Here is a 26,109-nt window from a genome sequence, read left to right on the forward strand (position 1 = left end):
AATGGCGCGAGTTAGAGTAGGAAGAGTCGGTGAGCAAATTAAGAAGGAATTGAGTCAAATCATCCAATCCGAGCTTAAAGATCCGCGAATCGGTTTCATCACCGTAACCGGTGTGGAGGTAACGAATGATTTGTCTCAGGCCAAAATATTTTTAAGTGTTCTCGGTACCGACGAGCAGAAGGTGGAAACTCTTAAGGCGCTGAGCCGCGGCAGTGGATTTATTCGCTCTGAGCTTGGCAAACGAATTCGTCTTCGCAAAATACCTGATCTGATTTTTGGGTTGGATTCTTCGATCGATTATGGCAGTCATATTGAAAAGCTGCTTGGTCAGCTCAATTTGGAGAATTCCCAGCCATGACCGTGTTCACTCATTCGGATTCTTATTCCGTCCAATTGAATGAAGCGGCACAATTTATTCAAACAAAGGATGATTTCCTGGTGGTATCCCATATCCAACCGGATGGGGATGCCGCTGGTTCCACCTTTGCAGTAGCCTGGATGCTGTCATCACTTGGCAAACGGTTTACACTGGTTAATGAAGGGGAAATGCCTAAGAAATATATGTACATGGCAGGCTCCCAACAGACGATTCTTAATTATGATGCCGACGCGATGCCGTTAACATATAAGTATGTGATAAGTGTGGATTGTGCTGATTTTTCAAGAATAGGCCGTGTAAACCAATTGTTTGCCGAGGATGCAGTAATCCTCAATATAGATCATCATGCTACAAACGATCTTTTTGGCAGTGTGAATCTGGTATTGGCGGAAGCCGCAGCTACCGTTGAGGTGCTTTATGATCTTGGCAAGGTGTTGGGTATTTCTTTTTCCAATGAGTTGAATATTTGCATTTATTCAGGCCTTTTAACGGATACCGGAGGGTTTCGTTATGCCAATACATCACCCAAGGTGATGCAAATTGCTGCGGATATGCTGCAGCGCGGTGTGAAAGGTCATGAACTTGCAGAGCATTTATTGGAAAAGCTATCCTACCCCCAGATATCCTTAATCAAGCGCAGCTTGAACACGCTCACATTTGATTCCAGCAAGAGAATTGGCTGGCTCGCAGTTTCACTGGAGGATCTTCAGGACAGCGGGGCTTCCAATGACGATCTGGATGGACTCGTCAATTATCCGAGAAATGTGGAAGGCGTTGAAGTTGGGTTATTGTTCAAGGAACGGGCCGGAGGCTATGTCAAAGTCAGTTTACGTTCAGGTGGTACGGTTGACGTTGCGCATATTGCCAAATCCTTTGGTGGTGGAGGTCATATACGTGCTGCAGGTTGTACGGTCAAGGGATCTCTTCATGAGGCAATCGAAAGTGTAGTTAAGGAAGTAGGTTTGGCACTGGAATGACAGAGAAATTGTTTGAAGGCATATTGCCTGTCTGGAAACCACAAGGCTTTACCTCTCATGATGTAGTTGCTAAATTACGCGGGATCTTAAAGATCAAACGGATTGGCCACACTGGAACCTTGGATCCACAAGTCACAGGTGTACTGCCGCTTTGTATCGGACGGGCTACACGTCTTGTGGAATATATTCAGGAGCTTCCTAAGGAATATGAAGCGACGATTAAGATAGGACTTGCTACGGATACAGAAGATGCTGGGGGTCAAGTGATCGATCAGGTGGACAATGTCCAATTGAATGAAGAACAAGTGGCCGCAGCGATGATGTCGTTTATAGGTGATATCAATCAAGTGCCGCCTATGTATTCAGCTGTCAAGGTAGACGGTAAACGTCTCTATGAGCTGGCCCGTCAAGGTTTGGAAATTGAGCGTAAATCACGTGTAGTTACGATTCACGACATCCGGATTTTACATATGAATCTTGAGCTGGATCATCCAGAAATTCGTTTTCGTGTGCGATGCTCCAAAGGAACGTATATTCGCACCTTGTGTGTAGATATTGGAAAGTCCTTGGGCTACCCTGCGGTAATGTCACATCTTGTCAGAACTTCTACAGGAAGCATCGAGCAGGAGCAGTGTTTAACCTTTGAACAGATTGAACAGCTTCACAGCGAGGGAAAGCTTGTCGATAAGCTTGTTCCCGTCGAAAAGGCTCTTGCGCATATTCCAGCTGTGCACTTGAATGAAACGCAAACCCGTAAAGCGCTTCTGGGTCAAAAATTTATTCTTACTTCAGAAAATAATTCATTGTACGCGGCACATGCACAACAATTGGTTACAGCTTATTCGGCTGACTCCCGATTTCTGGGCATTTTTGAGTGGGATCCGGATACATTGCAGCTGCAGCCAGTAAAAGTATTCTCATAGTGTGTTGTCGTAATGATAGAATGTAGGTGAACGTTGTATTTATGTTGTCCACAGAATTGAACTACCCTATAACCAAGTCGAATCATGCGTTAGCGATAAAACCTCAGGTACTGGCTATCGGGGAGTTTGACGGTGTTCATTTAGGTCATCAGGAAGTGATCAAGCGGGCCAGGGAAAGAGCAGACAGCTTGCATATTTCAGCTTCTATTATGACCTTTCATCCGCATCCCAGGGAAGTGCTTGGACAGTGTAAATACACGAACCTGCTAACACCCGTCAGTTCCAAATTGCAAATTTTAGAGCAATTGGGCGTGGATGATACATATTTGGTCTCCTTTAACCCTGAATTTATGAAAGTGACACCTGAGCAGTTTGTAGAAAATATGCTTATTCCTATGCAGGTGGAAACCGTCATCGTTGGTTTTGATTTTACTTTTGGTCATCGTGGAGCGGGAACACCTGACGATTTGTGCGAGCTGGCACAAGGCCGTTTTGCCGTGGAGATTATTCGCCCCTTTCATCAAAATGGATACAAAGTCAGCAGTACGATGGTCCGTCAGCATTTGCATGCAGGAGAAATCGATAAGGCCAATGCACTGCTGGGACGGCCTTATTCAATTACGGGCACGGTTGTAACGGGTGACGGCAGAGGAAGAACGATCGGATTTCCAACTGCCAATATCGAGTTGTCGGAAGCGTTTGTTACGCCTGCGCTTGGTGTGTATGCCATTCGTTTTCATGTTGATGGCCGCAGCTATAATGGTGTGATGAACGTTGGCAAGAAGCCAACTTTTGTTGAGGATCTGCTTAAACCTACGTTCGAAGCACATGTGTTTGATTTTTCCGGATCGATATATGGGCGAGAGGTTTCGGTGGATTTGATTTCGTATATTCGTCCTGAACGCAAATTTGCTTCTGTCGGTGAACTGATAGAGCAGATTCATAGAGATGCTGATACAGCGAAGCAGCAGTTGGTTTCTATTTTTCAATAAAGGTATCGCCTTTACATTGTATCAATCTTTGTGCTATAATAACGAAGTTGTCTATTAGACAAACATTTTAGAACCTTGGCATGGATAATTGAGAACTCCGACTTTTCTCTGGGCCAATGGGGATATACAAACTATGGAGGTGGATGAACAATGGCATTGACACAAGAACGTAAACAGGAATTGATTCAAACGCACAAGACTCACGAATCCGATACCGGTTCTCCTGAGGTACAAATTGCGATTCTTACAGAAAACATCGTAAATTTGACAAATCATTTAAAGACTCACAAGAAGGATCACCATTCTCGTCGCGGTCTTTTGAAGATGGTAGGCCAACGCCGTAAGCTGTTAGCTTATTTGAAGGGTAAAGAAGTTCAACGTTACAGCGCACTGATCGAAAAGCTTGGTCTTCGTCGCTAATAGGATTGATTACAAAGCAACCATGGTTGTCTGCTGTTCGGGTCCGGATTGGACTTGGGCAGAGACAGCAAGGTTGTTTTTTCATAATGTCGGCTTTTATGCTTGAACATCATGATATTACTAGCAAAAGGTCGTTTAGGATGCAGGTATGTGGGTGGGACCAGCATGGAAGAACTGGTAATCATGATATGTCGACAGATTTATTTCATAAAAGAAGGAAATACTAAGCAGTATGCAGAAATGATTAGATAGATAATTTAGCAGAGGTTTGAAAGTAGGATTCAATCAAGCAAATACTAACCGATTTCATGAAAAGGTACAGGAGGATTTTATGGAAAATAGAGTACAAATGGATTTGGGCGGTCGTCCGTTCATCCTAGAAACAGGCCGTTTGGCCAAACAGGCAAATGCCGCAGTAACCGTACGTTATGGGGATACGGTGGTATTATGCACAGTAACAGCATCAGCTGAGCCTAAGGATCTGGATTTCTTTCCTTTAACGGTTAATTATGAGGAGCGCTTGTACGCAGTAGGCAAGATTCCAGGCGGATTTATCAAAAGAGAAGGTCGTCCTAGTCAAAAAGCAATTTTGGCAAGCCGCTTGACGGATCGTCCGATTCGTCCTTTATTTCCTGAAGGCTTCCGTAACGATGTTCAAGTCGTGGCAATTGTAATGAGTGTGGATCAGGAATGTTCACCTGAAATCGCTGCGATGATCGGAGTATCTGCATCCCTGAGTATTTCCGATGTTCCATTTAACGGACCTGTTGGCGGTGTTATTGTAGGCCGTGTCGGTGGTCAATTCGTAATTAATCCTACTTTGGAGCAAGCGGATAAGAGCGACGTGCATTTGGTTGTTGCAGGGACCAAGGATGCGATCATGATGGTTGAAGCAGGCGCTGACGAAGTGCCGGAAGAAGTTATGCTTGAAGCGATCATGTTTGGTCACGACGAAATCAAGAAAATCGTTGCCATTCAGGAACAGCTTGTTCAAGAAGTTGGTAAACCTAAAATGGAAGTTAAACTTCACCGCGTTGATGATACGGTGAACAGTGAAGTTCGTGCTTTTGCACAAGCCCGACTGGTCGATGCTGTCAAAATTGCTGAGAAGCATGCCAGACAAGAAGCTATCGATGTAGTTAATGCGGATACAGTTGCACATTTCAAAATCGAATACGCAGAAACTCCGGAGAAGCTCGGTGATGTGAAGGAGACGTTGTACGATATCGTAAAAGATGAAGTTCGTCGATTGATCACTCATGACAAGGTGAGACCGGATGGACGTGCTTTGGATGAAATCCGTCCTATTGAATGCGACATTGATCTGCTTCCTCGTACCCATGGTTCCGGATTATTTACACGTGGACAAACGCAAGCATTGAGTATTTGTACGCTTGGTGCGCTTGGCGATGTGCAAATTCTGGACGGGCTGGATCTCGAAGAAACCAAACGTTTTATGCATCACTATAACTTTCCTCCGTTCAGCGTGGGTGAGGCAAGACCACTTCGTCCTCCGGGCCGTCGTGAAATTGGACATGGTGCATTGGGTGAACGTGCTTTGGAACCGATTCTTCCATCAGAAACGGATTTCCCTTATACGATCCGTCTTGTATCCGAGGTGTTGGAATCGAACGGTTCAACCTCGCAAGCAAGTATTTGCGCTAGTACTTTGGCGATGATGGATGCAGGTGTGCCTATTAAAGCTCCTGTTGCCGGTGTAGCGATGGGTTTAATCAAGGACGGCGAGCATTTTTCGATACTGAGTGATATTCAAGGGATGGAAGACCATCTTGGCGATATGGACTTTAAAGTGGCGGGAACTGCGAAGGGCGTTACAGCCTTGCAAATGGACATCAAAATTGACGGTATCGACCGTGATATATTGAATCAAGCCTTGGAGCAAGCCAAAGTAGGGCGGATGCATATCCTTGGTAAAATGCTTGAGCGTATCCAACAGCCTAAGAAACAGCTTTCCCAATACGCACCTAAAATTCTTACAATGTTTATCAATCCGGATAAAATCCGTGATGTCATCGGCGCTGGCGGTAAAATTATCAATAAAATCATTGAAGAAACAGGCGTAAAAATCGATATCGAACAAGATGGCCGTGTGTTCATTGCATCCTCCAATCAAGAGATGAACGACAAAGCGCGTGCTATTATTGAAGGTATTGTAAAAGAAGTTGTGATTGGTGAAATCTATCTGGGTACGGTTAAACGGGTAGAGAAGTTTGGTGCATTTGTAGAGATTTTGCCGGGCAAGGAAGGTTTGGTACATATTTCTCAGTTGTCTTCAGAGCGAGTTGCCAAAACAGAAGATGTTGTGGCCGTAGGCGATACCATAACGGTAAAGGTTACTGAAATCGACCAGCAAGGCCGTATCAATCTGTCTCGTAAAGCAGTATTAACAACAGAAGCTCCTGCACAATCCTAAGAAGCCCAAGGTAAGCAATGAAAAGAGAGGCAGCATCGTCTGTCTCTTTTTTTTGGTATATTCTTGTCCCACCCTGCATATGTATCGGACAAACGATCTAATGATGGGAGCGGGTTCATGGAACGTTTACAGGTTGTTATCCTCTGTGGATTGTTCGTAACAGCGACGCTGATGCTGTACAAATCCGACAGTATTGGTTCATTCGTCCAACACAGTAAACAGCAGTATACACATGTCTCCGCGGCTGATCCTAGCAGGAAATCGGTCTCGTCTGTTAATGCGATGAAAGAGGTGCAGCCAAGCGGAGAACGGGAAGAGCTGCTGAAGCAAATTCAAGCCGAGGCAGCCAAAAGAAATATCGCTCCTGTCGATGCCAGATTGGATCGGGTATGGAAGGCCATTCCAGGCTATAACGGTCTGGAGGTCGATGTGGAAAAATCTTTGGCATTAAATGAACAGCTTTTATTCAGAAATCAGCTTCGTCTGGCTATGCGAGAGGTGGAACCAGCTATACAATTGGAGCATCTGGGCTCGCATCCGGTTTATAAAGGCAATCCGATGAAGCCGATGGTTTCACTGATGATTAATGTTGCTTGGGGAAATGAATATTTGCCCAAAATGCTTAAGGTGCTCGAGGATGAGCAGGTCCACGCAACCTTTTTCTTCGATGGAAGCTGGTTAAAGCAAAATATCCCTACAGCTCAGCTCATCAAAGAAAAAGGACATGAGCTATCCAATCATGCTTATTCCCATAAAGATATGAGTAAGCTTTCCAAAGCTCAGGCCACAGCGGAAATCATCAAAACCGAACAGCTGCTGAAGGAACAACTAGGGGTAACGAACCGTTTGTTTGCTCCTCCTTCAGGCGATTTTAATCAAGCGACGGTGGACATCGCGCGAGAACTCAAGCTTACAACGATTTTGTGGACCCTGGATACCGTGGATTGGCAAAAGCCGCAGCCATCGTCAATAATTCGAAAAGTAGCTGCTCGTGTGGAACCAGGAGCTCTGATTTTAATGCACCCAACCTACTCATCGAGTGAAGCATTGCAGGAAATCATCCGGACGATCAAGCGAAAAAAAATGAAGCTGGGAACCGTAAGCGAGCTCATCTCAACAAATCGGGTTGACGAAGTTGAGTCTACTAACCAATAGTGGTAAGATCATAAAGTTACATAAAGTTACTAACCGAACATCTTTACAAGGAGGCTCCTTTTATTGAATAAACATATTTTAAGCAATGGACTGCGGCTTGTTGTGGAGCCTATTCCCACGTGCCGTTCTGTAGCCTTTGGAATTTGGGTCAAAACAGGCTCTCGCAACGAGCAGCAGCATAACAACGGAATTTCGCATTTTATCGAGCACATGTTATTTAAAGGGACAGATAAGTATTCGGCCAAAGATATTGCAGAATTGTTCGATGGCATTGGTGGTAATGTGAACGCTTTTACCTCAAAAGAATATACCTGTTATTATGCCAAGGTGTTGGATGAGCATCTGCCCATCGCAGTGGAAGCACTAGCCGATATGTTCTTTCGTTCAACGTTTGATCCAACCGAGCTTGAAAAGGAAAAAAATGTTATATTTGAGGAAATCTCCATGTACGAAGATACGCCTGACGATATGGTTCATGATCTTATCGCAAGTGCTGCGTATGAGGACCATTCGCTCGGCTATACGATTATTGGAACCGAGCAGAATTTGACGGCGATGAATTCGGATACCTTAAAGCAATATATGAAAAATCAATATACAATTGAAAATACAGTTATTGCGATAGCGGGTAATATTGATGATTCGATTGTGCAGCTTATGGAGCAGCACTTTTCCGGCTTTCAGAACAAGGGGTCAGAAGTCTTATATACACCGCCAGCCTTTCACAGCAATCTGAAATACCACGAGAAGAAAACGGAACAAAACCATATTTGCTTGTCATTACCAGGGTTATCTGCCAAGGATGATCGCGTGTATGCTATGGTGCTGCTGAACAATGCCATTGGCGGCGGTATGAGCTCCAGATTATTTCAAGAAATTAGAGAAAAACGCGGTATGGCGTACTCCGTCTATTCTTATCATACTTCTTACCAGGATGGCGGGATGTTCACGATTTATACCGGCACAGCACCCAAACAGACTGAAGATGTATTGAAAGTGACGATGGAGCTGTTAAGCGAGCTTAAGGACAAGGGACTGACGGCTGCTGAGCTCAGAAAAGGCAAAGAGCAGATGAAAGGAAGCTTGATCCTGAGTCTGGAGAGCACCAGCAGTCGCATGAACCGGTTAGGCAAAAATGAGCTGATGCTTGATCGTCATTATGATATGGATGAAATTATTGAGCGTATCGAAAGCGTTGAGCTTGATCAGATACAAGAGCTTACACTGGAAATGCTAGCGACTCCTTTTGCACTTTCGATGGTCGGACAAACGGATAAAGTATTGGAAGGCTTCAGGAGGGATCAGCTTGTTTAATGTGCAATTGAAGCGGCTGCCAGGGAATGAGGACGTACAGCTGCCACAAAAAATGTCACTCTCAGCCAGTGGCTTCGATCTATATGCGGCCGTAACGTCACCTGTTGAAATTGGACCGGGTCAAAGGATATTGATTCCTACAGGGCTGACACTGGCCATGCCGCCCGAACTCGAAGCGCAGATTCGACCGCGCAGCGGCTTGGCTTTAAAGCATGGAATCACATGTTTAAACTCACCGGGAACGATCGATGCAGACTATCGCGGCGAGGTGAAGGTACTGCTGATCAATCATGGATCGGAGACCTTTACGATTCAAAGAAACGAACGGATTGCCCAGATGGTATTCCAGATCGTACCTTCCGTTCAACTTATAGAAGTGGATGTTCTTACAGACACAGAACGTGGTGCCGGTGGCTTCGGACATACAGGCACACAATGACAGCCAAACCAAAAACACCTTTTTGCCTTGATGTTTCATCGGGCGAAAAGGTGTTTTTTGCGTACAGTAACCCATCATTAGGCCAGCGCATAAGATGAGTTAGCGACAGCGATTAGAAAGAGGTGAGAACGCATGCTTACAGGAATTCAAGTGGCTTTGATCGGCGGTGACGCCAGGCAGCTTGAAGTCATAAATAAATGCACCGAGTTGGATGCTTCCGTTGTTCTAATCGGGTTTGATAATTTACAAAACGTTTTCAGCGGAATTACCAAAGCAGAGCTGAGTCCGAAGGTACTGGAAACGATGGACGCGGTTATTTTGCCTGCTGTAGGTACGGATGACAAGGGCTATGTCGAAAGTATATTTTCCACATCCGAGCTGCAGCTAACAGAGCAGCATATTCAGGCGCTGCCGAAGCATGCCAAAGTATTCACAGGTATGGCAAAGCCGTATTTGCGTAATTTGTGTGCTCAAGCCTCGATCCAGCTCATAGAGCTATTCGACTTGAATGAGGTTGCCATTTACAATTCCATTCCGACAGCTGAAGGCGCCATTATGATGGCGATTCAAAATACCGATTTTACGATTCACGGATCGGTTTCGATGGTGCTCGGTTTCGGAAGAACCGGTATCACACTCGCCAGGACACTGCATGGACTTGGCGCCAAAGTTAAGGTCGGTGTCAACAAACCGGAGTATTTTGCAAGAGCTTTAGAGATGGGATTTTTACCTTTTTACACCCATGATTTGTACGCTCAGGTAGCTAATATTGACTTGCTTTTTAACACAATTCCGTCTATGATAGTCACAGCGCAAATTATTGCCAATATTCCACATCGAGCTGTGATCATTGATTTGGCTTCCAAACCCGGAGGAACGGATTTTCGTTTTGCCGAGAAGAGAGGTATCAAAGCAATGCTCGCACCTGGACTCCCCGGAATTGTTGCACCGAAAACAGCCGGTCGCATCATTGCTGATACCTTGAGTCGTATGATTCTTGAGGATGCAGGACAAGGGAGGAAAGCGGAATGAATTGGCAAGGGAAAACGGTAGGCTTCGCTTTAACGGGATCACATTGCACATTTGAAGAAGTCATGCCGCAAATCAGACGGTTTGTTGATGCAGGTGCGCGGGTCATTCCCATCGTTTCCTACACCATACTTACAACGGATACACGATTTGGCAAGTCTGAAGATTGGCAGAAGCAGTTGAAAGAGATTACAGGTAATGATATCATTACTTCAATTGTGGATGCTGAACCGTTAGGACCTTCAAAGCTGCTTGATGTGCTTGTTATTGCGCCTTGCACGGGCAATACGACCAGCAAGCTGGCCAATGCAATGACGGAAAGTCCTGTATTGATGGCCGCCAAAGCACAGATGCGCAATCTCAGACCGTTGGTTTTGGCGATTTCCACCAATGATGGCTTAGGGCTCAATGCCATGAATATTAGTAAATTGTTAATTACCAAAAACATATATTTTGTTCCATTCGGTCAGGATGCGCCTGCTTTAAAGCCGAACTCACTCGTAGCCCGTATGGATTTGATTATGGAAACCTGTGAGGATGCGCTTCAAGGAAAGCAGCTTCAACCTATGGTGATTGAACGCTTTAATTATTAATAATTCATAACTGCTTATTATGCACAGGGGAGAGACGAACAGATGTCGAATCAGAAATTATTCAATGTTGCTGTTGTTGGAGCAACAGGTGCCGTAGGAGAACAAATCCTTCGTTTGTTGGAAGAGCGCAATTTCCCCATTCAAACACTAAAATTACTTTCTTCTCCACGTTCCGCTGGAGTCAAGCTTAATTTTAAAGGCAATCCCGTTGAAGTGGAAGTGGCTACACCTGACAGCTTCGAAGGTGTTGATATAGCTTTATTCAGTGCCGGTGGAAGTGTCAGTCTGGATTTAATACCAGAAGCGATTAAACGCGGTACGGTTTGTATCGATAATACGAGTGCTTATCGGATGGACGCAGAGACTCCACTTGTGGTTCCCGAAGTGAATATAGATAAAATCAGCGAGCATAAAGGTGTTATTGCGAATCCGAATTGCTCAACCATTCAGATGGTAGTCGCATTAAAGCCATTATATGATCGTTATGGCATTTCACGGATTATTGCATCGACGTATCAAGCTGTATCGGGTGCAGGTGCGCTTGCGATTGAAGAAACACTTCGTCAAACTAAAGAAGTATTGGAAGGGAATGCGGTTGATCCGAAGATTTTACCGGCAGCCTCTTTACCTGTGAAGCACCAAATTGCTTTTAATGCGATTCCGCAAATCGACAAATTTACGGATAATGGCTTTACCTATGAAGAGATGAAAATGATCAATGAAACGAAAAAAATTATGGGTGACGATACTTTGGAGGTTACAACAACCTGCGTACGTATCCCGGTTATTTATGGTCACTCGGAATCTGTATATGTAGAACTGAAGCAGGATTTTGATATCGAAGAAGTAAAGCAGCTGCTTGCTGATGCTCCTGGAGTGGTATTGGTTGATAATCCGGCTGAGCAGCAATATCCGCTAGCTACAGATGCAGCAGGTAAGCTGGATACTTTTGTTGGGCGCGTTCGTCGTGACTTAAGTAATCCACGCGCACTTAATATGTGGATTGTTTCCGACAACCTGCTCAAAGGTGCTGCTTGGAATGCTGTGCAGATTGCTGAATATATTGCAATCGAACAAAACTAAATGTGAGATGGCTTCTTAAGGGAAGCCTATTTTCATATATAAATCTATAATTAAGTTTCCAACGGAAAAGGGGACCTCATGAAAATTCTCGTGCAGAAATTCGGAGGCACGTCCCTTTCCAGCGTCGAAGCCAGAGCACACGTCATTGAACATATCCAGGATGCATTGAAACAACAATTCAAACTAGTAGTCGTTGTATCGGCGATGGGGAGAAAAGGCGAGCCCTATGCAACAGATACATTATTGGATTGGATCCACAATAACGGGAACCAGCTGCCTCCAAGAGAACAAGACATGCTGCTCTGCTGTGGTGAACTTATTTCGGCTGCCACTTTATGCAGCTTGCTGCGAGCACACCATATAGCGGCTACAGTTCTTACGGGTGCACAGGCAGGAATTATTACTAACGACAACTTCGGCAATGCGCAAATTGTGTCTGTACAGCCAAGGCGAATCCTGGATTTGCTGGATCAGGGAAACGTTGTCATAGTGGCCGGCTTTCAAGGTCAAACGTCCAATCAGGACTTTACGACTCTCGGAAGAGGTGGTAGCGATACTTCGGCAACGGCACTCGGTGTAGCACTTCATGCAGAGTTCATTGATATTTTTACCGATGTGGACGGGATTTTAACAGCAGACCCAAGAATCGTTAAAGAAGCGCGTCCCTTGACTCAGGTATCCTATATGGAAATATGTAATATGGCTCATAACGGTGCCAAAGTTATTCACCCAAGGGCAGTAGAAGTTGCCATGAGTGGCAATGTGCCTGTCCGTGTTCGATCTACATTTAGTAAATCACTCGGAACACTGGTGACCCATCCTTCGGCAATAGTACCTGATACGGATTGTATTGGGGATCGATTAATAACGGGAATTGCCAATTTCGCTAACCTCACGCAAGTGCAGGTTTTTGCTGCGGAAGGCATTTATGATTTACAGCTTACCGTATTTAAAGCTATGGCCAAGCATCATATTAGTGTGGATTTCATCAATGTAAATCCATCTGGAGTTACTTACACCGTCTTTGACGATGAGGCTACAAGAACCAAAGCCATACTGGGCGAGCTGGGCTATCAGCCCGTGTTAACGTCCAATTGTGCCAAAGTTTCAATCATTGGTGGCGGTATGAACGGTGTCCCTGGCATTATGGCTCATATCGTTGAAGCTTTGACAGAGGAAGATATTCAAATTTTACAATCAGCGGATTCCAATACGACGATATGGGTGCTCGTACAAGGATCGGATATGGCTACATCGATTCGTGCGCTGCACAAGAAATTTCAATTGCATCTATAATAAACCTAGGAGGAGTTTGCCGTGGATTTCGGAAGATTAATCGCAGCAATGGTCACACCCTTTGATTCCAACTTGCAAATCGATTGGACTCAAACTGGAATTTTAATTGATTATTTACTAGAAGAGCAAAGTAACGACAGTTTGGTTATTAGTGGGACAACAGGTGAATCGCCCACGTTAACAGAAGAAGAAAAGCTGGAGTTATTTTCATTCGCTATCAAGCGTGCCAATGGGCGCTGCAAGATCATTGCCGGAACAGGCAGCAATGATACAGCTCATTCCATCCATTTATCCAGGGAAGCCGAGAAGCTTGGAGTGGACGCATTATTATTAGTGGCTCCGTATTACAACCGTCCATCTCAGGAAGGTTTGTATCAGCATTTTAAAGCCATTGCCGAGTCGGTTTCGATTCCATGTATTTTGTACAATGTTGAAAGCAGAACAGGTATTAATATTGATGCCGATACAACGATTCGACTATCGCAAATACCGAATATTGTAGCTACCAAAGATTGTGCAGATCTGGATCAGATCACAAGAATTGTTAGCGGTGCCGCACCTGGATTTCTGGTGTACAGTGGTGACGACACGATGGCATTACCTGTATTGTCCGTTGGTGGACACGGTATTATCAGCGTAGCCAGTCATGTAATTGGTAAAGAAATGAAAAGTATGATAAACTGTTACTTACAAGGCGATACTCGTGAAGCGGCAAAAGTTCATGCTAAGATACACCCCGTAATGAAGGGGTTGTTTAATTGTCCTCACCGAGTTCCGAATCCTGCCCCCGTTAAATATGCTTTAAACAGCAAAGGTGTGGAGGTAGGCGGAGTACGTCTGCCATTATTGAACGCAACCGAAGAAGAAGGAAGATTCATTGACTCCTTGTTAAAATGAAATTCTTGAAATCGGTGCTTTCTTTAAGCATCGGTTTTATTTATTTAGGCAATAATTGATGATGCAAACGCGGTAGCTTGTATTTGTACTTTTTGTTCATGTATAATGGTGGCAAGTGACTGGTGCGGTTTTGGTTTAGGTTAAAGGTTCATACAAATTCGTCGTCAATCTTAAAATAGGAGGTATTTTTAATTGTCTAAGAAAACTGTAGATAAACTCTCGATCTTTGCCCTGGGCGGCGTGGGTGAAATCGGAAAAAATATGTATGTGGTTCAGTATGCTAATGACATTGTTGTTATTGATTGCGGTTTGAAATTTCCCGAAGAGGACATGCTCGGCATCGATATTGTTATACCGGATATTAGTTATTTACTTGAGAATCGGGACAAGGTTAGAGGCATTATTATCACACACGGACATGAGGATCACATCGGTGGTTTGTCGTATGTGCTAAGACAGCTGAATGTTCCCATCTATGCAACCAAATTGACTTTGGGTCTTATCGAAACCAAGCTAAGGGAAGCCGGTTTATTGGGAGATACCAAACGAAACCTGATCAATTCAGAGTCTGAATTGGTACTTGGATGTATGACTGCGTCGTTCTTCAAAACGAATCATAGTATTCCTGATTCTGTCGGTGTATGCATCGCGACACCTGAAGGCAATGTAGTTCACACAGGTGATTTCAAGTTTGACCAGACTCCGGTTAATGAACAATATGCGGATATCCATCGTATGGCTGAATTGGGAAGCAAGGGAGTTCTTGCGCTGCTATCCGACAGTACGAATGCAGAGCGTCCTGGTTATACTGGATCAGAAAGAAGCGTAGGTACCGAGATTGAGGATGTTTTCCGTAAAGCCAAGCAAAGAGTAATCATTGCTACATTTGCTTCTAATATACATCGGATTCAACAGGTAATTGATGCAGCTGAAGCTACGAAGAGAAAAGTAACCGTTATCGGTCGCAGCATGGTGAACGTCGTTTCGATTGCTGGGGAGCTGGGCTACTTGAGAATTCCTGAAGGCATGCTCATTGAGCCTGAAGAAATTAATAAAATGGCTGCAGATCGTGTTGTCGTATTGTCGACAGGCTCGCAGGGAGAGCCGATGTCGGCACTAACCCGTATGGCACGGTCCACACATCGCAAGGTTGATATTTTGCCTGGAGATACTGTCATTATTGCAGCAACACCAATTCCTGGTAACGAGCGGTATGTCGGAAGAACGGTTGATGAATTGATGCGTATAGGCGCTCATGTTATCTATGGCCCTGGTTCAATTACAGGAGTTCATGTATCCGGACATGGTTCACAGGAAGAATTGAAGCTGATGCTTAATTTAATGAAACCGAAATATTTTATCCCTATCCACGGTGAGTACCGGATGCTTCGTCAGCATGCGCTGCTTGCAGAATCGGTTGGAATTCCTAAAGAAAACATTTTTGTTGTAGATAACGGAGATGTTGTGGAGGTTCTTGACGGCGCTGCTCGTAAAGGCTCGAAGGTAACGGCTGGGAACATTTTGATCGATGGACTGGGTGTTGGCGATGTTGGTAATATCGTACTCAGAGATCGCAAACTGTTGTCACAGGATGGTATTTTGGTTGTAGTCGTTACATTAAGCAAGCAAGATGGCGCTATTTTGTCTGGACCTGATATTATATCCAGAGGATTTGTATACGTTAGAGAATCCGAAGGCTTGCTGGATGAAGCCAACCGTATTGTAGCTAGTACGCTGAAACGGTTAATGAGCGAAAATGTAAATGAATGGGCTTCGCTGAAGACTCATGTCAAAGATGCTTTAGGACGATTTTTGTATGAACAAACCAAAAGAAGACCTATGATTCTTCCAATTATCATGGAAGTTTGATCCAAGACCACCAGTCTATACTTGATACCTTTCACAATAAACCAATTATTGAAATCCATTGTATGCGCGAAATATTAAAACCACTTAAGACGTCGATTACGGCGACTTGAGTGGTTTTTTTGCATGTTTTCGGTAGCATTCATCCATACTAAAAAAGATCAACAGAATTTGAAGGGGGTATCCCAAGTTGGACAATTTCAAGCAGCAAGAGCAGGAGCCTGTAAATCCTGGTCCGAATGAAGAACTGAAAAAACCGTCTGTGTTGGATACGATTCAGCAGCTTGGCCAAACGGCGGTACCTGCAAGCGAATCCAATATATTTTGTATGACAATTATTGGACAGGTAGAAGGGCATTTGGTGCTTCCACCCCAAAATAAGACTACCAAATACGAACATTTAATACCGCAGCTTGTCGCAGTTGAACAGAATCCCAAGATTGAAGGCATTTTTATCGTGCTGAACACGGTAGGTGGGGATGTCGAAGCGGGCCTTGCAATTGCAGAAATGATCGCCACCTTATCCAAACCTACGGTTACTCTCGTATTAGGTGGAGGGCATTCCATAGGTGTTCCGATTGCGGTCTCTTCAGATTTTTCGATCATTGCGGAAACAGCCACAATGACGATCCATCCTATCCGATTGAACGGACTTGTCATCGGCGTCCCACAAACCTTTGAATATCTGGATAAAATGCAGGAAAGAGTCATCAGGTTTATAACTAGCCATTCCGAAATTTCCGAACAAAAGCTGAAGGAATTGATGTTCAAAACCGGTGAATTGACCCGGGATATCGGAACGACGGTTATTGGTGCTGATGCTGTTAAATACGGTCTTATTGACACCATAGGTGGTGTAGGTGATGGAATCAGAGAGCTGAACCGACGCATTGAGGCAAACAGGAAGCAAATTCCAGGAGGAGTGGTACAATGACACTATATACGGTCATGCCTGTGGAGGTCGTGATGAACGGCTTGGAATCTATGAAAGTTGCCAGTATGGACATTAAGGTTAACGGAGTTGAACTGGAGGTTCAGCAGTTGAATGCTACACAGGCGACCATTGTTAGATTAAGGAGCGGAAATCCGCAGGATTATTTGAATCCAAACTACAGTCCTGGCAAAATTGTCGAATTTCGACCTGTCTTTTAGTTCTGAAGTCCGATTTTTACAAGACGATTAAGCTTATCCCCAAAGTATGGTATACTTTATTCTTGGGGGTGAGCCGTCTTGGCCAGGCCAAAAAAGAAACGTAAGGCGTCTGTAAAATCGATAAAAACTAATTTAAAGTATGAGCTCTATGGAATTATAATATTAACGTTATCGGTAATCGCACTTTCCCGGGAAGGTCCGGTTGCTCGTGCTTTAAGCTATTTGTTTCGATTTTTAATCGGGACGTGGGATTTCATCATTCCGCTTGTTTTTATTTATGCAGGCTTGTATGTAATGGTGAAACGGAAATGGCCGAATTGGCGAACATCCCGCAAGACGGGAATTTTGTTGATGATTATTGCCCTTCTTATTATGAGTCACATCAGCTTGTTTGAGCAGCTCTATCCAAAAGGCGCATACACAGCCGGTATGATTTGGTCACAAACGTGGGCCAGTATGGTGGATGGCTTCAGTGCGACTGACAAAGGACAGGCTATTCTTACGCATCAGGTTGGCGGCGGAATGCTCGGAGCCGCGTTATATGGAACCTTATATTTTCTATTCGTAAAAATAGGTGCTCAATTGATCCAATATACGCTTTTCATTATCGGGTTTATTTTGCTTACCGGTCTTACTTTAGGCGATATGATGGGAAAAATAAAAGGAAAGAAAACGTTCGCAGACACAGCACTTGGCCAATACATAAATCGTTGGTGGGAAGAACGTAAACAGAAGGCGACGACAGCGGCAGAAACAGTTGCAGTCAAGAAAAAAGCCTATGTGGCTCCTCTCATGCCGGATGATAATGAATTTGATGAAGAAACGTTGAAGCCGGAGCGTAAAGTTAAAAGGCCGAATAAAGCCTTTACTTCATTCATGGATCGGGTGCATACGAAGCCGAAGTCAACTATTCCTAAGGGATTTGAGCCGGAAGTCTTTGAAGATGAACTTCCATTATCAGCTAAGCAGCCTGAACCTGAGAGCGAACCGGAAATTGTGGAAGAGACGGTTTACAAAAGAGAGGTCGAGCAGGAGTCTCCAATTCCGATTATTCGTGATTTTCAAGAGCAGGTCCAGCAGGAAATATCGAGCATACCACCAGCAGCTGTTACTGCTGCTCCTTCAATAGACCAATCCCCAGCCAGCGAAAACGATGAAATCGCAGAGGAATTAGGGGAGATAGGGAATATGGATATACCCGTTAAACCTCAGAAGCCGTATGTACTGCCTGCTCTGGATTTGTTGGCCAAGCCAAGCCTTCTCAAGGGTGCCGATTCACTCGATTATAAAGCGGTTGCCCGCAAGCTGGAGGCTACACTGGAAAGCTTTGGCGTGAAGGCGAAGGTGCTGGAGGTTGTACGCGGACCCTCTGTAACTCGATATGAAATACAGCCGGATGTTGGTGTCAAGGTAAGTCGGATTGTAAGCCTTACGGATGACATTGCGCTAGCCTTGGCGGCTAAGGATATCCGGATGGAAGCGCCTATTCCAGGCAAAGCTGCAATCGGGATTGAGGTGCCGAATGCTGAGGTGTCGATAGTAACGATGCGAGAGGTTATGGAAACCGCTGTTTTTCAGGATTCGAGTGCCAAGCTGTCGATCACATTAGGGCGTGATATTGCCGGACAGCCGATAGTCGGAAACCTGGCGCGTATGCCGCATTTGCTCGTAGCTGGAGCAACAGGCTCAGGTAAATCAGTCTGTATTAACGGGATCATTACAAGTATTTTGTACAAGGCAAAGCCTAACGAGGTACGCTTCTTGATGGTTGACCCGAAAATGGTGGAATTGAACGTCTATAATGGAATTCCCCATTTGCTTGCCCCTGTTGTTACAGATCCGAAGCGGGCCTCGCTTGCTTTGAAAAAGGTCGTTGTTGAAATGGAAAAACGATATGAGCTGTTTTCCAAAAGCGGAACGCGTAATTTAGAAGGCTACAATGCGATGCTGCTGGAAACCAAGTCCGGAGCTCCGCTCCCTTATATTGTCGTTATCGTAGATGAGCTTGCTGATTTAATGATGGTGGCTGCGAATGATGTGGAGGATGCGATCTGCCGTTTAGCACAAATGGCGCGTGCCGCAGGGATACATCTGATTATTGCCACACAGAGGCCGTCAGTTGATGTTATTACAGGAGTTATTAAAGCTAATATTCCTTCTCGTATTGCATTTGGTGTATCATCTAATGTGGATTCCCGTACGATATTGGATATGGCTGGCGCCGAGAAGCTGTTAGGTCGTGGAGATATGCTGTACCTTCCGATGGGGGCTTCCAAGCCTGTGCGCGTGCAGGGTGCCTTTTTGTCCGACAATGAAGTGGAAGATGTTGTTAACTTCGTGAGAAATCAAGAGCAGGCCAATTATGTAGAAGATATGGTACCTCAGGTCGAGGAGCAGGCTGAAGGAACTAATCAGGTCGAGGATGAGCTATATGACCAAGCAGTACAAATTATTTTGGAGGCCAAGCAAGCATCGGTATCTTTGCTTCAGCGCAGGATGCGGGTAGGCTACACACGTGCTGCCAGGTTGATTGACTCCATGGAAGCCAAGGGTGTTGTAGGGCCATATGAAGGTAGTAAGCCACGTGAGGTGCTGGTTTCCTTGGAACAGTATCAGGGCAGAATGAGTTCGTAAAAGTGAGCATGTCGGATGATGAATCCGGCATGTTTTTTTGTTCATTTTGCTTTTCAGCTTCCGTATGCATATAAGCGTGCCGCCTTTCTCATAATAACCATAAATGTTTACCATTATGAAGTGGGAGTGTGCACGCAATGCAAATGAATAAAAGACTAGTGCTTATAACTGCAGCTTTATTAATCGTGCTGTTTACAGGCTATCAATTAAAACAGAAGCTTGAAACCGAGCAAACCTTCAGCAAGAATGATATTGCGTATGGGGCAGCAGGGAAAGATGTGTATGAGCTGCAGGGACGATTAAAATTTCTCGGCTTTTATAACAGCGCTGTAGATGGAGATTTTGGATACAATACTCTGCGATCGTTAAAATGGTTTCAATCTGAATTCGGCATCAAGGTTGACGGTATAGCTGGCTCTAAAACGAAGCTGAAGCTATGGGAAGCGACGAAGGATTACAAGCCGACAGCCAATGAGCTGCCACCCTCCAATACTGCAGATGGTGGAGGTAATGCCGAGCCGGCCCCGGATAAGAATGCGAACCTGGCACCGACCAATCATTTGGGCTTATCCACAGAAGATTTGAATTTGATGGCCAATGCGGTATATGGAGAGGCAAGAGGCGAGCCCTACATAGGACAAGTCGCTGTAGCTGCTGTCATATTGAATAGAGTCAAATCGGCGAGCTTTCCTAACACCGTGTCAGGAGTCATATTTCAGCCTGGAGCATTCACAGCTGTAGCAGATGGACAAATATGGCTGACACCTAATGAAAATGCCAAGAAGGCTGTACAGGAAGCGTTAAATGGCATGGATCCATCGGGAGGCTGCATATACTATTTTAATCCGGAAACTGCCACCTCCAAATGGATATGGGGGCGTCCGCAAGTCAAAACCATCGGTAAGCATATTTTTTGCAAATAAAATGGATAATTCATTTAGAGGATGCAAACGAAGTTCGTTTGCTTCTTCTGTTTATGAAGGAATATAATGGTATGGAGTTCGATTACAGGCTGAAAGGAGCTGCTCCCTTTTGAAAAATGTTCAATTTCAACGTGGTACGGTTCATAATATCAGGGTGCATGTGCTGCCCACAGAGCAATTTAAAACGTATGCCATATCGGTTTATATCGGAAGTCGCTTACAGGAGGAAACGGTAACACCGACAGCATTAATCCCATTTGTATTGCGTCGCGGTACTAAGGTTTATCCAGAAACCAAGCAGTTCCGGGAACGTTTGGACGATTTATACGGTGCGGGCTTTGGGTTTGATATTTATAAGCGCGGCGATTATCAGATGGTACAGTTTCGGATGGACCTGATACAGGATGACTTCGTGAACAGTACCGAATCGCTTTTGGAGCAGGGCATGCGTTTTGTCGGAGAGGCGATTACCCAACCGGCTGCCCAAGATGGCGAATTTACCTCCAAATACGTCGATTCCGAAAAAACAACATTGCAAAAACGTATCGAATCGATCATTAACGATAAGGTAAAATATGCAGCAGAGCGTTGTATAGAGGAAATGTGTAAGGGTGAGCCCTACCGTCTGCACCCGCTCGGTACGATTGAAGCCTTAAAGCAGCTGACCAGCAAGGAGCTGTATACGTATTACAAGCAATGGCTGAAAGAATCGCCTATCGACATTTATGTAGTGGGCAAAACCACGCTTAAGGAAGTCATGGCTCTTGTGGATAGCAGCTTTGGTGGAGAAAGGGAGATTGCTGGAGACTATTCCACCCTTCAAGGTCAATCCAAAGCAGTAGAGGTTCGCGAGGTTATAGAAGAGCTTGACGTCAAGCAGGGCAAGCTTAATTTGGGATTGCGAACTCATACCACCTATGCGGATGCGGATTATCCGACGATGCTTATGTATAATGGCATTTTAGGTGGATATCCGCACTCCAAGCTGTTTGTCAATGTGCGAGAAAAGGAAAGTCTTGCTTATTATGCTTCTTCAAGGCTGGATGGGCATAAGGGAATACTTACAATACAATCAGGCATTGAACTTGAAAACTATGAGAAGGCCGTGGCGATTATCCGTCAGCAGCTGGACGCAATGATTGCGGGTGATATCAATGATATCGAGCTGCAGCAAACCCAGGCCATGATTACGGGACATCTGCGTCAGCTTCAGGATTCCGCGTTCGAACTGATTTCTTTTGATTTTAACAATATATTATCGGGTGTAGAGCGTACGGTACCTGATTTGATTAATGATGTTCTTGCTGTCAACAAAGCGCAAATTCAAGCCGCAGCAAGCAAGGTCAAGCTCGATACGATTTACTTCTTACGTGACCGAAAGGAGGAGGTGTAGAATATGAAGGCGATACCGTATCCTCATGTGAAGGAAACTATTTATACAGAGCAGCTTCCTAACGGATTGACCGTTTTTATACTTCCTAAGGAAGGATTTTCCAAAACCTTTGCTACCTTTTCCACCCACTATGGATCGATTGACAATCATTTCCGTGTGGAGGGTGCTTCCGAGATTAAAGTTCCTGATGGAATCGCCCACTTTTTGGAGCATAAAATGTTCGAGGAGCCGACTGGCGATATTTTTTCCGTATTTGCTTCCAATGGTGCCTCTGCCAACGCGTTTACCAGCTTTGACCGGACAGCCTACTTATTTTCGGCAACAGAGCATGTCCTTGAAAATTTGACTACCTTGTTAAATTTTGTGCAAAATCCATACTTTACCGATGAGAACGTAGATAAGGAAAAAGGAATTATCGGTCAGGAAATCAAAATGTACCAGGATAATCCGGATTGGCGGGTTTATTTTGGTTTGATAGAGACGATGTATCACTACCATCCGATACATATTGACATCGCCGGTACCGTAGAGTCCATTGCCAAGATTACCAAAGAACTGCTGTATGATTGCTACCACACCTTTTATCATCCCAGCAATATGAGTTTGTTTGTGGTCGGTGGCGTCGATCCCGAGGAAACGATGGAGTTGATCAGGAGCAATCAGGCTGCTAAGGAGTATAAGCCTCAGGGTGAAATTCATCGTTTATTTGAGCAAGAGCCAACCACCGTCAAGAACAAGGAGAAAGTAACCGTACTCCCGGTTTCTCTTCCCAAATGCTTGTTTGGCTGCAAGGAACGGAAGCAGGATGCTAGTGGCAAGGAGCTGCTGAAGCGGGAGCTGGTTATGAAGGTTTTACTGGATATTTTGCTCAGTCCAAGCTCGGCTATTTATCAAAAGCTATACGAGGAACAAATCATTTCTGACAGCTTTGGAAGTGAGTACAATATTGCAGAAAATTATGCCTTTTCTATCATCGGTGGCGATACACCAGACCCTGACCAATTGGTTTCACGAGTTCGTGAGGAAATCGATAAGGTGAAGGAGAACGGGATTGCGCCAACCGATTTTGAGAGAAGCCGTAAAAAGAAAATTGGAGGTTTTTTGCGGCAGTTGAATTCTCCAGAGTCCATTGCCAATGAATTCACCAAATATCGTTTTAAACAAATCGATTTATTTGACATATTGCCTGTGTATGAGCAATTGACAATTGAAGATGTAACGACAATGCTGAACGAGCATTTTGACTGGAACCAGCTGGCCGTATCCATTGTCAGAAGTGAAGCGTAATGAATGATCCGATCCGTCCCTTTAACGAGCAAACCGTACTTGTTACGGGTGGCAGCCGCGGTATTGGTGCTGCAATTGCCGAAAGATTCGCTTCCGTAGGTATGAATGTCGTGATCCATTATATGCAGTCCCATGAAGCGGCTAATGATACGGCACGCAGATGTATGAAAACAGGTGCAAAGGTGCTCACGGCTACGGCCGATCTGCGCAGCAAGGAGCAGATTTTGCGGCTGCAGGAGAAACTGGATCATCATGAAATGACACCAGATATTATCGTCAACAATGCGGGGGTTTCCCATTACGGGATGCTCTCCGATGTGAGCGAGGAGCTCTGGGATGATGTCATGAGCATCAATTTGAAAGGTTCATTTTTGATCAGCCAGCAGTTCATGAAACCGATGATCCGGCAAAAATATGGAAGAATTATTAATGTGTCCTCGATATGGGGAATTTCCGGCTCCTCCTGTGAGGTGTTATATTCCACTACCAAAGGCGGTATCAATGCCTTTACGAAAGCTTTAGCCAAGGAATTGGCTCCTTCCGGTGTTACCGTGAATGCGGTGGCACCTGGCGCGGTTGACACACTGATGATGGCCAACTTTGATTCACAGGAAAAAGCGGCTATCGAGAATGAAATTCCTGCCGGCAGATTTGCTCAGCCGAATGAAATTGCGTCCTTGGTTTATTTTCTGGCGCTTCCGGAATCCGGTTATATTACTGGTCAGATTATTAGTCCCAATGGCGGTTGGTTAACTTAAGCATGGTATAGTAGACCTCAATTTGGCGAATAGTAAAAGTGGTAATACACTTTGACTCACCAAGGAGGCTATGAGCAATGGCAACTGTACTGAAGGTATTTGACCGTTGGAAGCAATTTTTGAATGAACGCATCGATCAGGCAGAAAAAGCTGGCATGAAGGATGAAACGATAAACAAGCTGGCCTTTCAAATCGGGGAGTTTCTATCTGATAAGGTGGACCCGGAAAATAATGAAGAGCGAGTGCTTAAAGAGCTCTGGGATGTTGCGGATGAGCAGGAAAAGAGAACAATCGCCAAGTTGATGGTAAAGCTGGTTACACCGGGAACCTAAATGCAATTGACAGCAGCCTCCTTCCAAGGGGGCTTTTCGTTACTTTTGTGGTATACTTAACTTAATTTGATTGGAAAGGCGGCTAGAGGTAGTTGAGTAAGAAGAGATGGACAACTGGGCTCTTTACTTTATGCATACTATTTGTGCTTGGAGGCTGTGGTAAAAACATTCCCGCAATTGACCCCGCTGTACTGGAATCCAAAGTTTCCGTTTTAATCATTTCCAAAGAACATATATCGGATGCTGCAAAATCAACTTTACAAAATACATGGATATCATGGCGTGACAGTCATCATATTGCCTTTGAGTGGATGGCGGATACAGCAGTGCTCAAGGAACCGCAGATTACCGCTCTGAAAACGAGACCCTATACCTACATAATTGTTATTGGAAACGAGCTTACTCGACAAGTAGCACCTATTGCTTCGACACTTCCCGACAAAAGGTGGGTTTTACTCGATGATACGGTATCGGTTGATAATCCGCCAGTCACGGATAAACATATCGTATGGAAACAGACGGGACAAGGCTTTATGGACAAGCAATGGGACGAGTGGGTTAAGCAGCAGCAAATATTGGGTAAATCGATTGAATGGGTGACAGTCGGCGCTAGGCCGATACCTTCATTGTGGGCACCTTCCGAGGAAGCTGAAACGATAGGAATATCCGATGCCGAAGGCTGGTTCCCTCAGTTTCAGAATCAGGTTAGGAGGCATGGACCGAGTTGGATAGCTGTTTATTCACCTTTGGATGCCAGCACCCTGCAGCGGGTTAAAAACCTAAAGGTGCCTGTAATTGATATGACAGCCGTTTCCATTGAACTGCAATGGAGTACTTTATTGTCTTCTATCTTGCAATCCATAGAAACAAGGACATGGGTGAATGGAAATCAGGAATATACTTCTCAGGAAATACAAATCATCAAGCCTTAATTAAGAATAATAAAGAAATCTTTAAGAAGCAGGAAGGATTTTCTCGAAAATTGTAGAATATTTTTGTAACATGCTCCAAAAATTTGAGTTGATGTGTGATTATCATCGATATGAGGTGCCTATAATGGAAACAAAGCAGTGGTACATGGAATACAGAATACATAAAAATCGTCCTGGTCTATTAGGGGATGTAGCTTCTCTGATGGGAATGCTGGATATTAATATTGTAACGATTAACGGGGTGGAAGATCGGACCCGAGGTATGCTGCTGCAAACCAATGATAATGAAAAAATTGACTTGATGGGTAAAATGCTGCGTAAAGTGGATAATATAACTATAACAGCACTCAGAGAGCCTAAGCTGGTTGATATATTAGCTGTTCGTCACGGCAGATACATTGAAAGAGATTCGGATGATCGTAAAACATTTCGCTTCACGCGCGATGAGTTGGGACTTTTGGTCGATTTCCTCGGTGAAATTTTCAAGCGTGACGGCAATCAGGTCGTAGGACTAAGAGGCATGCCGCGCGTAGGCAAGACGGAATCGATCATAGCCGGAAGTGTTTGCTCCAATAAACGTTGGAACTTTGTGTCCTCAACACTATTGCGCCAAACGGTTCGCAGTCAATTGTCTGAGGAAGAGATGAACCCGAACAATATTTTTATTATTGACGGTATCGTATCGACCATCCGATCCAATGAAAAGCATCACTCTCTGCTGCAGCAAATTATGAGTATGCCCTCTACAAAAGTTATCGAGCATCCGGATATTTTTGTGCGGGATTCTGAATATACGTACGATCATTTCAATTATATTGTTGAGCTGCGCAATACACCTGATGAAGAAATTAATTATGATGCCATAACAAATGGTATCAATGATTATTAATAATCCATACAC

Annotated in this window: 25 protein-coding genes; all 25 read left to right on the plus strand. The window is 44.5% G+C overall.

Annotated elements, in window-relative coordinates:
- The first annotated feature begins 1 nt into the window (after position 1).
- The 25 genes from rbfA to LRL21_RS20290 all read left to right on the plus strand — a co-directional run bounded on the left by rbfA (position 2) and on the right by LRL21_RS20290 (position 26,097).
- Positions 2 to 358 carry a 30S ribosome-binding factor RbfA gene (rbfA, locus tag LRL21_RS20170; RefSeq protein ID WP_076232862.1) on the plus strand — a complete coding sequence of 119 codons (357 nt, stop codon included), beginning with the start codon at positions 2 to 4 and terminating at the stop codon, positions 356 to 358.
- Positions 355 to 1,356 carry a DHH family phosphoesterase gene (locus LRL21_RS20175; RefSeq protein ID WP_240417584.1) on the plus strand — a complete coding sequence of 334 codons (1,002 nt, stop codon included), beginning with the start codon at positions 355 to 357 and terminating at the stop codon, positions 1,354 to 1,356. The genes rbfA and LRL21_RS20175 overlap by 4 nt, the downstream gene beginning before the upstream one ends.
- Entirely contained in the window at positions 1,353 to 2,279 is a 927-nt protein-coding gene (gene truB / locus LRL21_RS20180) for a tRNA pseudouridine(55) synthase TruB (protein WP_240417585.1), read from the plus strand. Before LRL21_RS20175 ends, truB begins: the two co-directional genes overlap by 4 nt.
- 41 nt (positions 2,280 to 2,320) lie before the next feature.
- A complete protein-coding gene (locus LRL21_RS20185; RefSeq protein WP_240417586.1) occupies positions 2,321 to 3,271 on the plus strand; it encodes a bifunctional riboflavin kinase/FAD synthetase in 951 nt (316 codons plus the stop codon).
- Between the two features lie 150 nt (positions 3,272 to 3,421).
- Entirely contained in the window at positions 3,422 to 3,691 is a 270-nt protein-coding gene (gene rpsO / locus LRL21_RS20190) for a 30S ribosomal protein S15 (RefSeq protein WP_240417587.1), read from the plus strand.
- A gap of 331 nt (positions 3,692 to 4,022) precedes the next feature.
- Positions 4,023 to 6,125, plus strand: coding sequence for a polyribonucleotide nucleotidyltransferase (gene pnp / locus LRL21_RS20195; protein ID WP_240417588.1), 2,103 nt, complete (start codon positions 4,023 to 4,025; stop codon positions 6,123 to 6,125).
- Between the two features lie 117 nt (positions 6,126 to 6,242).
- Positions 6,243 to 7,280, plus strand: a complete 1,038-nt coding sequence (locus LRL21_RS20200; protein WP_240417589.1) for a polysaccharide deacetylase family protein — start codon at positions 6,243 to 6,245, stop codon at positions 7,278 to 7,280.
- 63 nt (positions 7,281 to 7,343) lie between these two features.
- Positions 7,344 to 8,594, plus strand: coding sequence for a M16 family metallopeptidase (locus LRL21_RS20205; protein WP_240417590.1), 1,251 nt, complete (start codon positions 7,344 to 7,346; stop codon positions 8,592 to 8,594).
- Complete coding sequence (dut, locus tag LRL21_RS20210; RefSeq protein ID WP_275900818.1) at positions 8,587 to 9,033, plus strand: dUTP diphosphatase; 447 nt, start codon at positions 8,587 to 8,589, stop codon at positions 9,031 to 9,033. Before LRL21_RS20205 ends, dut begins: the two co-directional genes overlap by 8 nt.
- A 132-nt stretch (positions 9,034 to 9,165) precedes the next feature.
- Complete coding sequence (dpsA, locus tag LRL21_RS20215) at positions 9,166 to 10,065, plus strand: dipicolinate synthase subunit DpsA (RefSeq protein ID WP_240417591.1); 900 nt, start codon at positions 9,166 to 9,168, stop codon at positions 10,063 to 10,065.
- A complete protein-coding gene (locus LRL21_RS20220) occupies positions 10,062 to 10,655 on the plus strand; it encodes a dipicolinate synthase subunit B (protein WP_076232884.1) in 594 nt (197 codons plus the stop codon). Before dpsA ends, LRL21_RS20220 begins: the two co-directional genes overlap by 4 nt.
- 42 nt (positions 10,656 to 10,697) lie before the next feature.
- Positions 10,698 to 11,738, plus strand: a complete 1,041-nt coding sequence (locus tag LRL21_RS20225; protein ID WP_240417592.1) for an aspartate-semialdehyde dehydrogenase — start codon at positions 10,698 to 10,700, stop codon at positions 11,736 to 11,738.
- 78 nt (positions 11,739 to 11,816) lie between these two features.
- Positions 11,817 to 13,034 (plus strand): aspartate kinase, encoded by a 1,218-nt coding sequence (gene dapG, locus LRL21_RS20230; protein ID WP_240417593.1) that lies wholly within the window; start codon positions 11,817 to 11,819, stop codon positions 13,032 to 13,034.
- Between the two features lie 21 nt (positions 13,035 to 13,055).
- Complete coding sequence (gene dapA / locus LRL21_RS20235; protein WP_240417594.1) at positions 13,056 to 13,931, plus strand: 4-hydroxy-tetrahydrodipicolinate synthase; 876 nt, start codon at positions 13,056 to 13,058, stop codon at positions 13,929 to 13,931.
- 192 nt (positions 13,932 to 14,123) lie between these two features.
- Positions 14,124 to 15,800, plus strand: a complete 1,677-nt coding sequence (locus LRL21_RS20240; RefSeq protein WP_240417595.1) for a ribonuclease J — start codon at positions 14,124 to 14,126, stop codon at positions 15,798 to 15,800.
- 187 nt (positions 15,801 to 15,987) lie between these two features.
- On the plus strand, positions 15,988 to 16,731 hold the full coding sequence (locus LRL21_RS20245; RefSeq protein ID WP_275900820.1) for a ClpP family protease: 744 nt from the start codon (positions 15,988 to 15,990) through the stop codon (positions 16,729 to 16,731).
- Complete coding sequence (locus LRL21_RS20250; protein WP_240417596.1) at positions 16,728 to 16,949, plus strand: YlzJ-like family protein; 222 nt, start codon at positions 16,728 to 16,730, stop codon at positions 16,947 to 16,949. The genes LRL21_RS20245 and LRL21_RS20250 overlap by 4 nt, the downstream gene beginning before the upstream one ends.
- Positions 16,950 to 17,027: 78 nt before the next feature.
- On the plus strand, positions 17,028 to 19,583 hold the full coding sequence (locus tag LRL21_RS20255; RefSeq protein ID WP_240417597.1) for a DNA translocase FtsK: 2,556 nt from the start codon (positions 17,028 to 17,030) through the stop codon (positions 19,581 to 19,583).
- Between the two features lie 143 nt (positions 19,584 to 19,726).
- A complete protein-coding gene (gene sleB, locus LRL21_RS20260) occupies positions 19,727 to 20,506 on the plus strand; it encodes a spore cortex-lytic enzyme (RefSeq protein ID WP_240417637.1) in 780 nt (259 codons plus the stop codon).
- Positions 20,507 to 20,615: 109 nt separating this feature from the next.
- The gene (gene yfmF / locus LRL21_RS20265; protein WP_240417598.1) at positions 20,616 to 21,899 is read left to right on the plus strand and encodes an EF-P 5-aminopentanol modification-associated protein YfmF; all 1,284 of its coding nucleotides are present in this window, start codon (positions 20,616 to 20,618) and stop codon (positions 21,897 to 21,899) included.
- A 3-nt stretch (positions 21,900 to 21,902) separates the two neighbouring features.
- On the plus strand, positions 21,903 to 23,186 hold the full coding sequence (gene yfmH, locus LRL21_RS20270) for an EF-P 5-aminopentanol modification-associated protein YfmH (RefSeq protein WP_240417599.1): 1,284 nt from the start codon (positions 21,903 to 21,905) through the stop codon (positions 23,184 to 23,186).
- Complete coding sequence (ymfI, locus tag LRL21_RS20275) at positions 23,186 to 23,944, plus strand: elongation factor P 5-aminopentanone reductase (protein WP_240417600.1); 759 nt, start codon at positions 23,186 to 23,188, stop codon at positions 23,942 to 23,944. Before yfmH ends, ymfI begins: the two co-directional genes overlap by 1 nt.
- 77 nt (positions 23,945 to 24,021) lie before the next feature.
- Positions 24,022 to 24,276, plus strand: coding sequence for a DUF3243 domain-containing protein (locus LRL21_RS20280; RefSeq protein ID WP_076232906.1), 255 nt, complete (start codon positions 24,022 to 24,024; stop codon positions 24,274 to 24,276).
- A gap of 92 nt (positions 24,277 to 24,368) precedes the next feature.
- Positions 24,369 to 25,208, plus strand: a complete 840-nt coding sequence (locus LRL21_RS20285) for a type 1 periplasmic-binding domain-containing protein (RefSeq protein WP_240417601.1) — start codon at positions 24,369 to 24,371, stop codon at positions 25,206 to 25,208.
- Between the two features lie 124 nt (positions 25,209 to 25,332).
- On the plus strand, positions 25,333 to 26,097 hold the full coding sequence (locus tag LRL21_RS20290) for a DUF3388 domain-containing protein (RefSeq protein WP_240417602.1): 765 nt from the start codon (positions 25,333 to 25,335) through the stop codon (positions 26,095 to 26,097).
- The last annotated feature ends 12 nt before the right edge of the window (positions 26,098 to 26,109 follow it).

It is taken from the genome of Paenibacillus periandrae (assembly GCF_022458865.1).
Classification (GTDB): Bacteria; Bacillota; Bacilli; order Paenibacillales; family NBRC-103111; genus Paenibacillus_S; species Paenibacillus_S periandrae.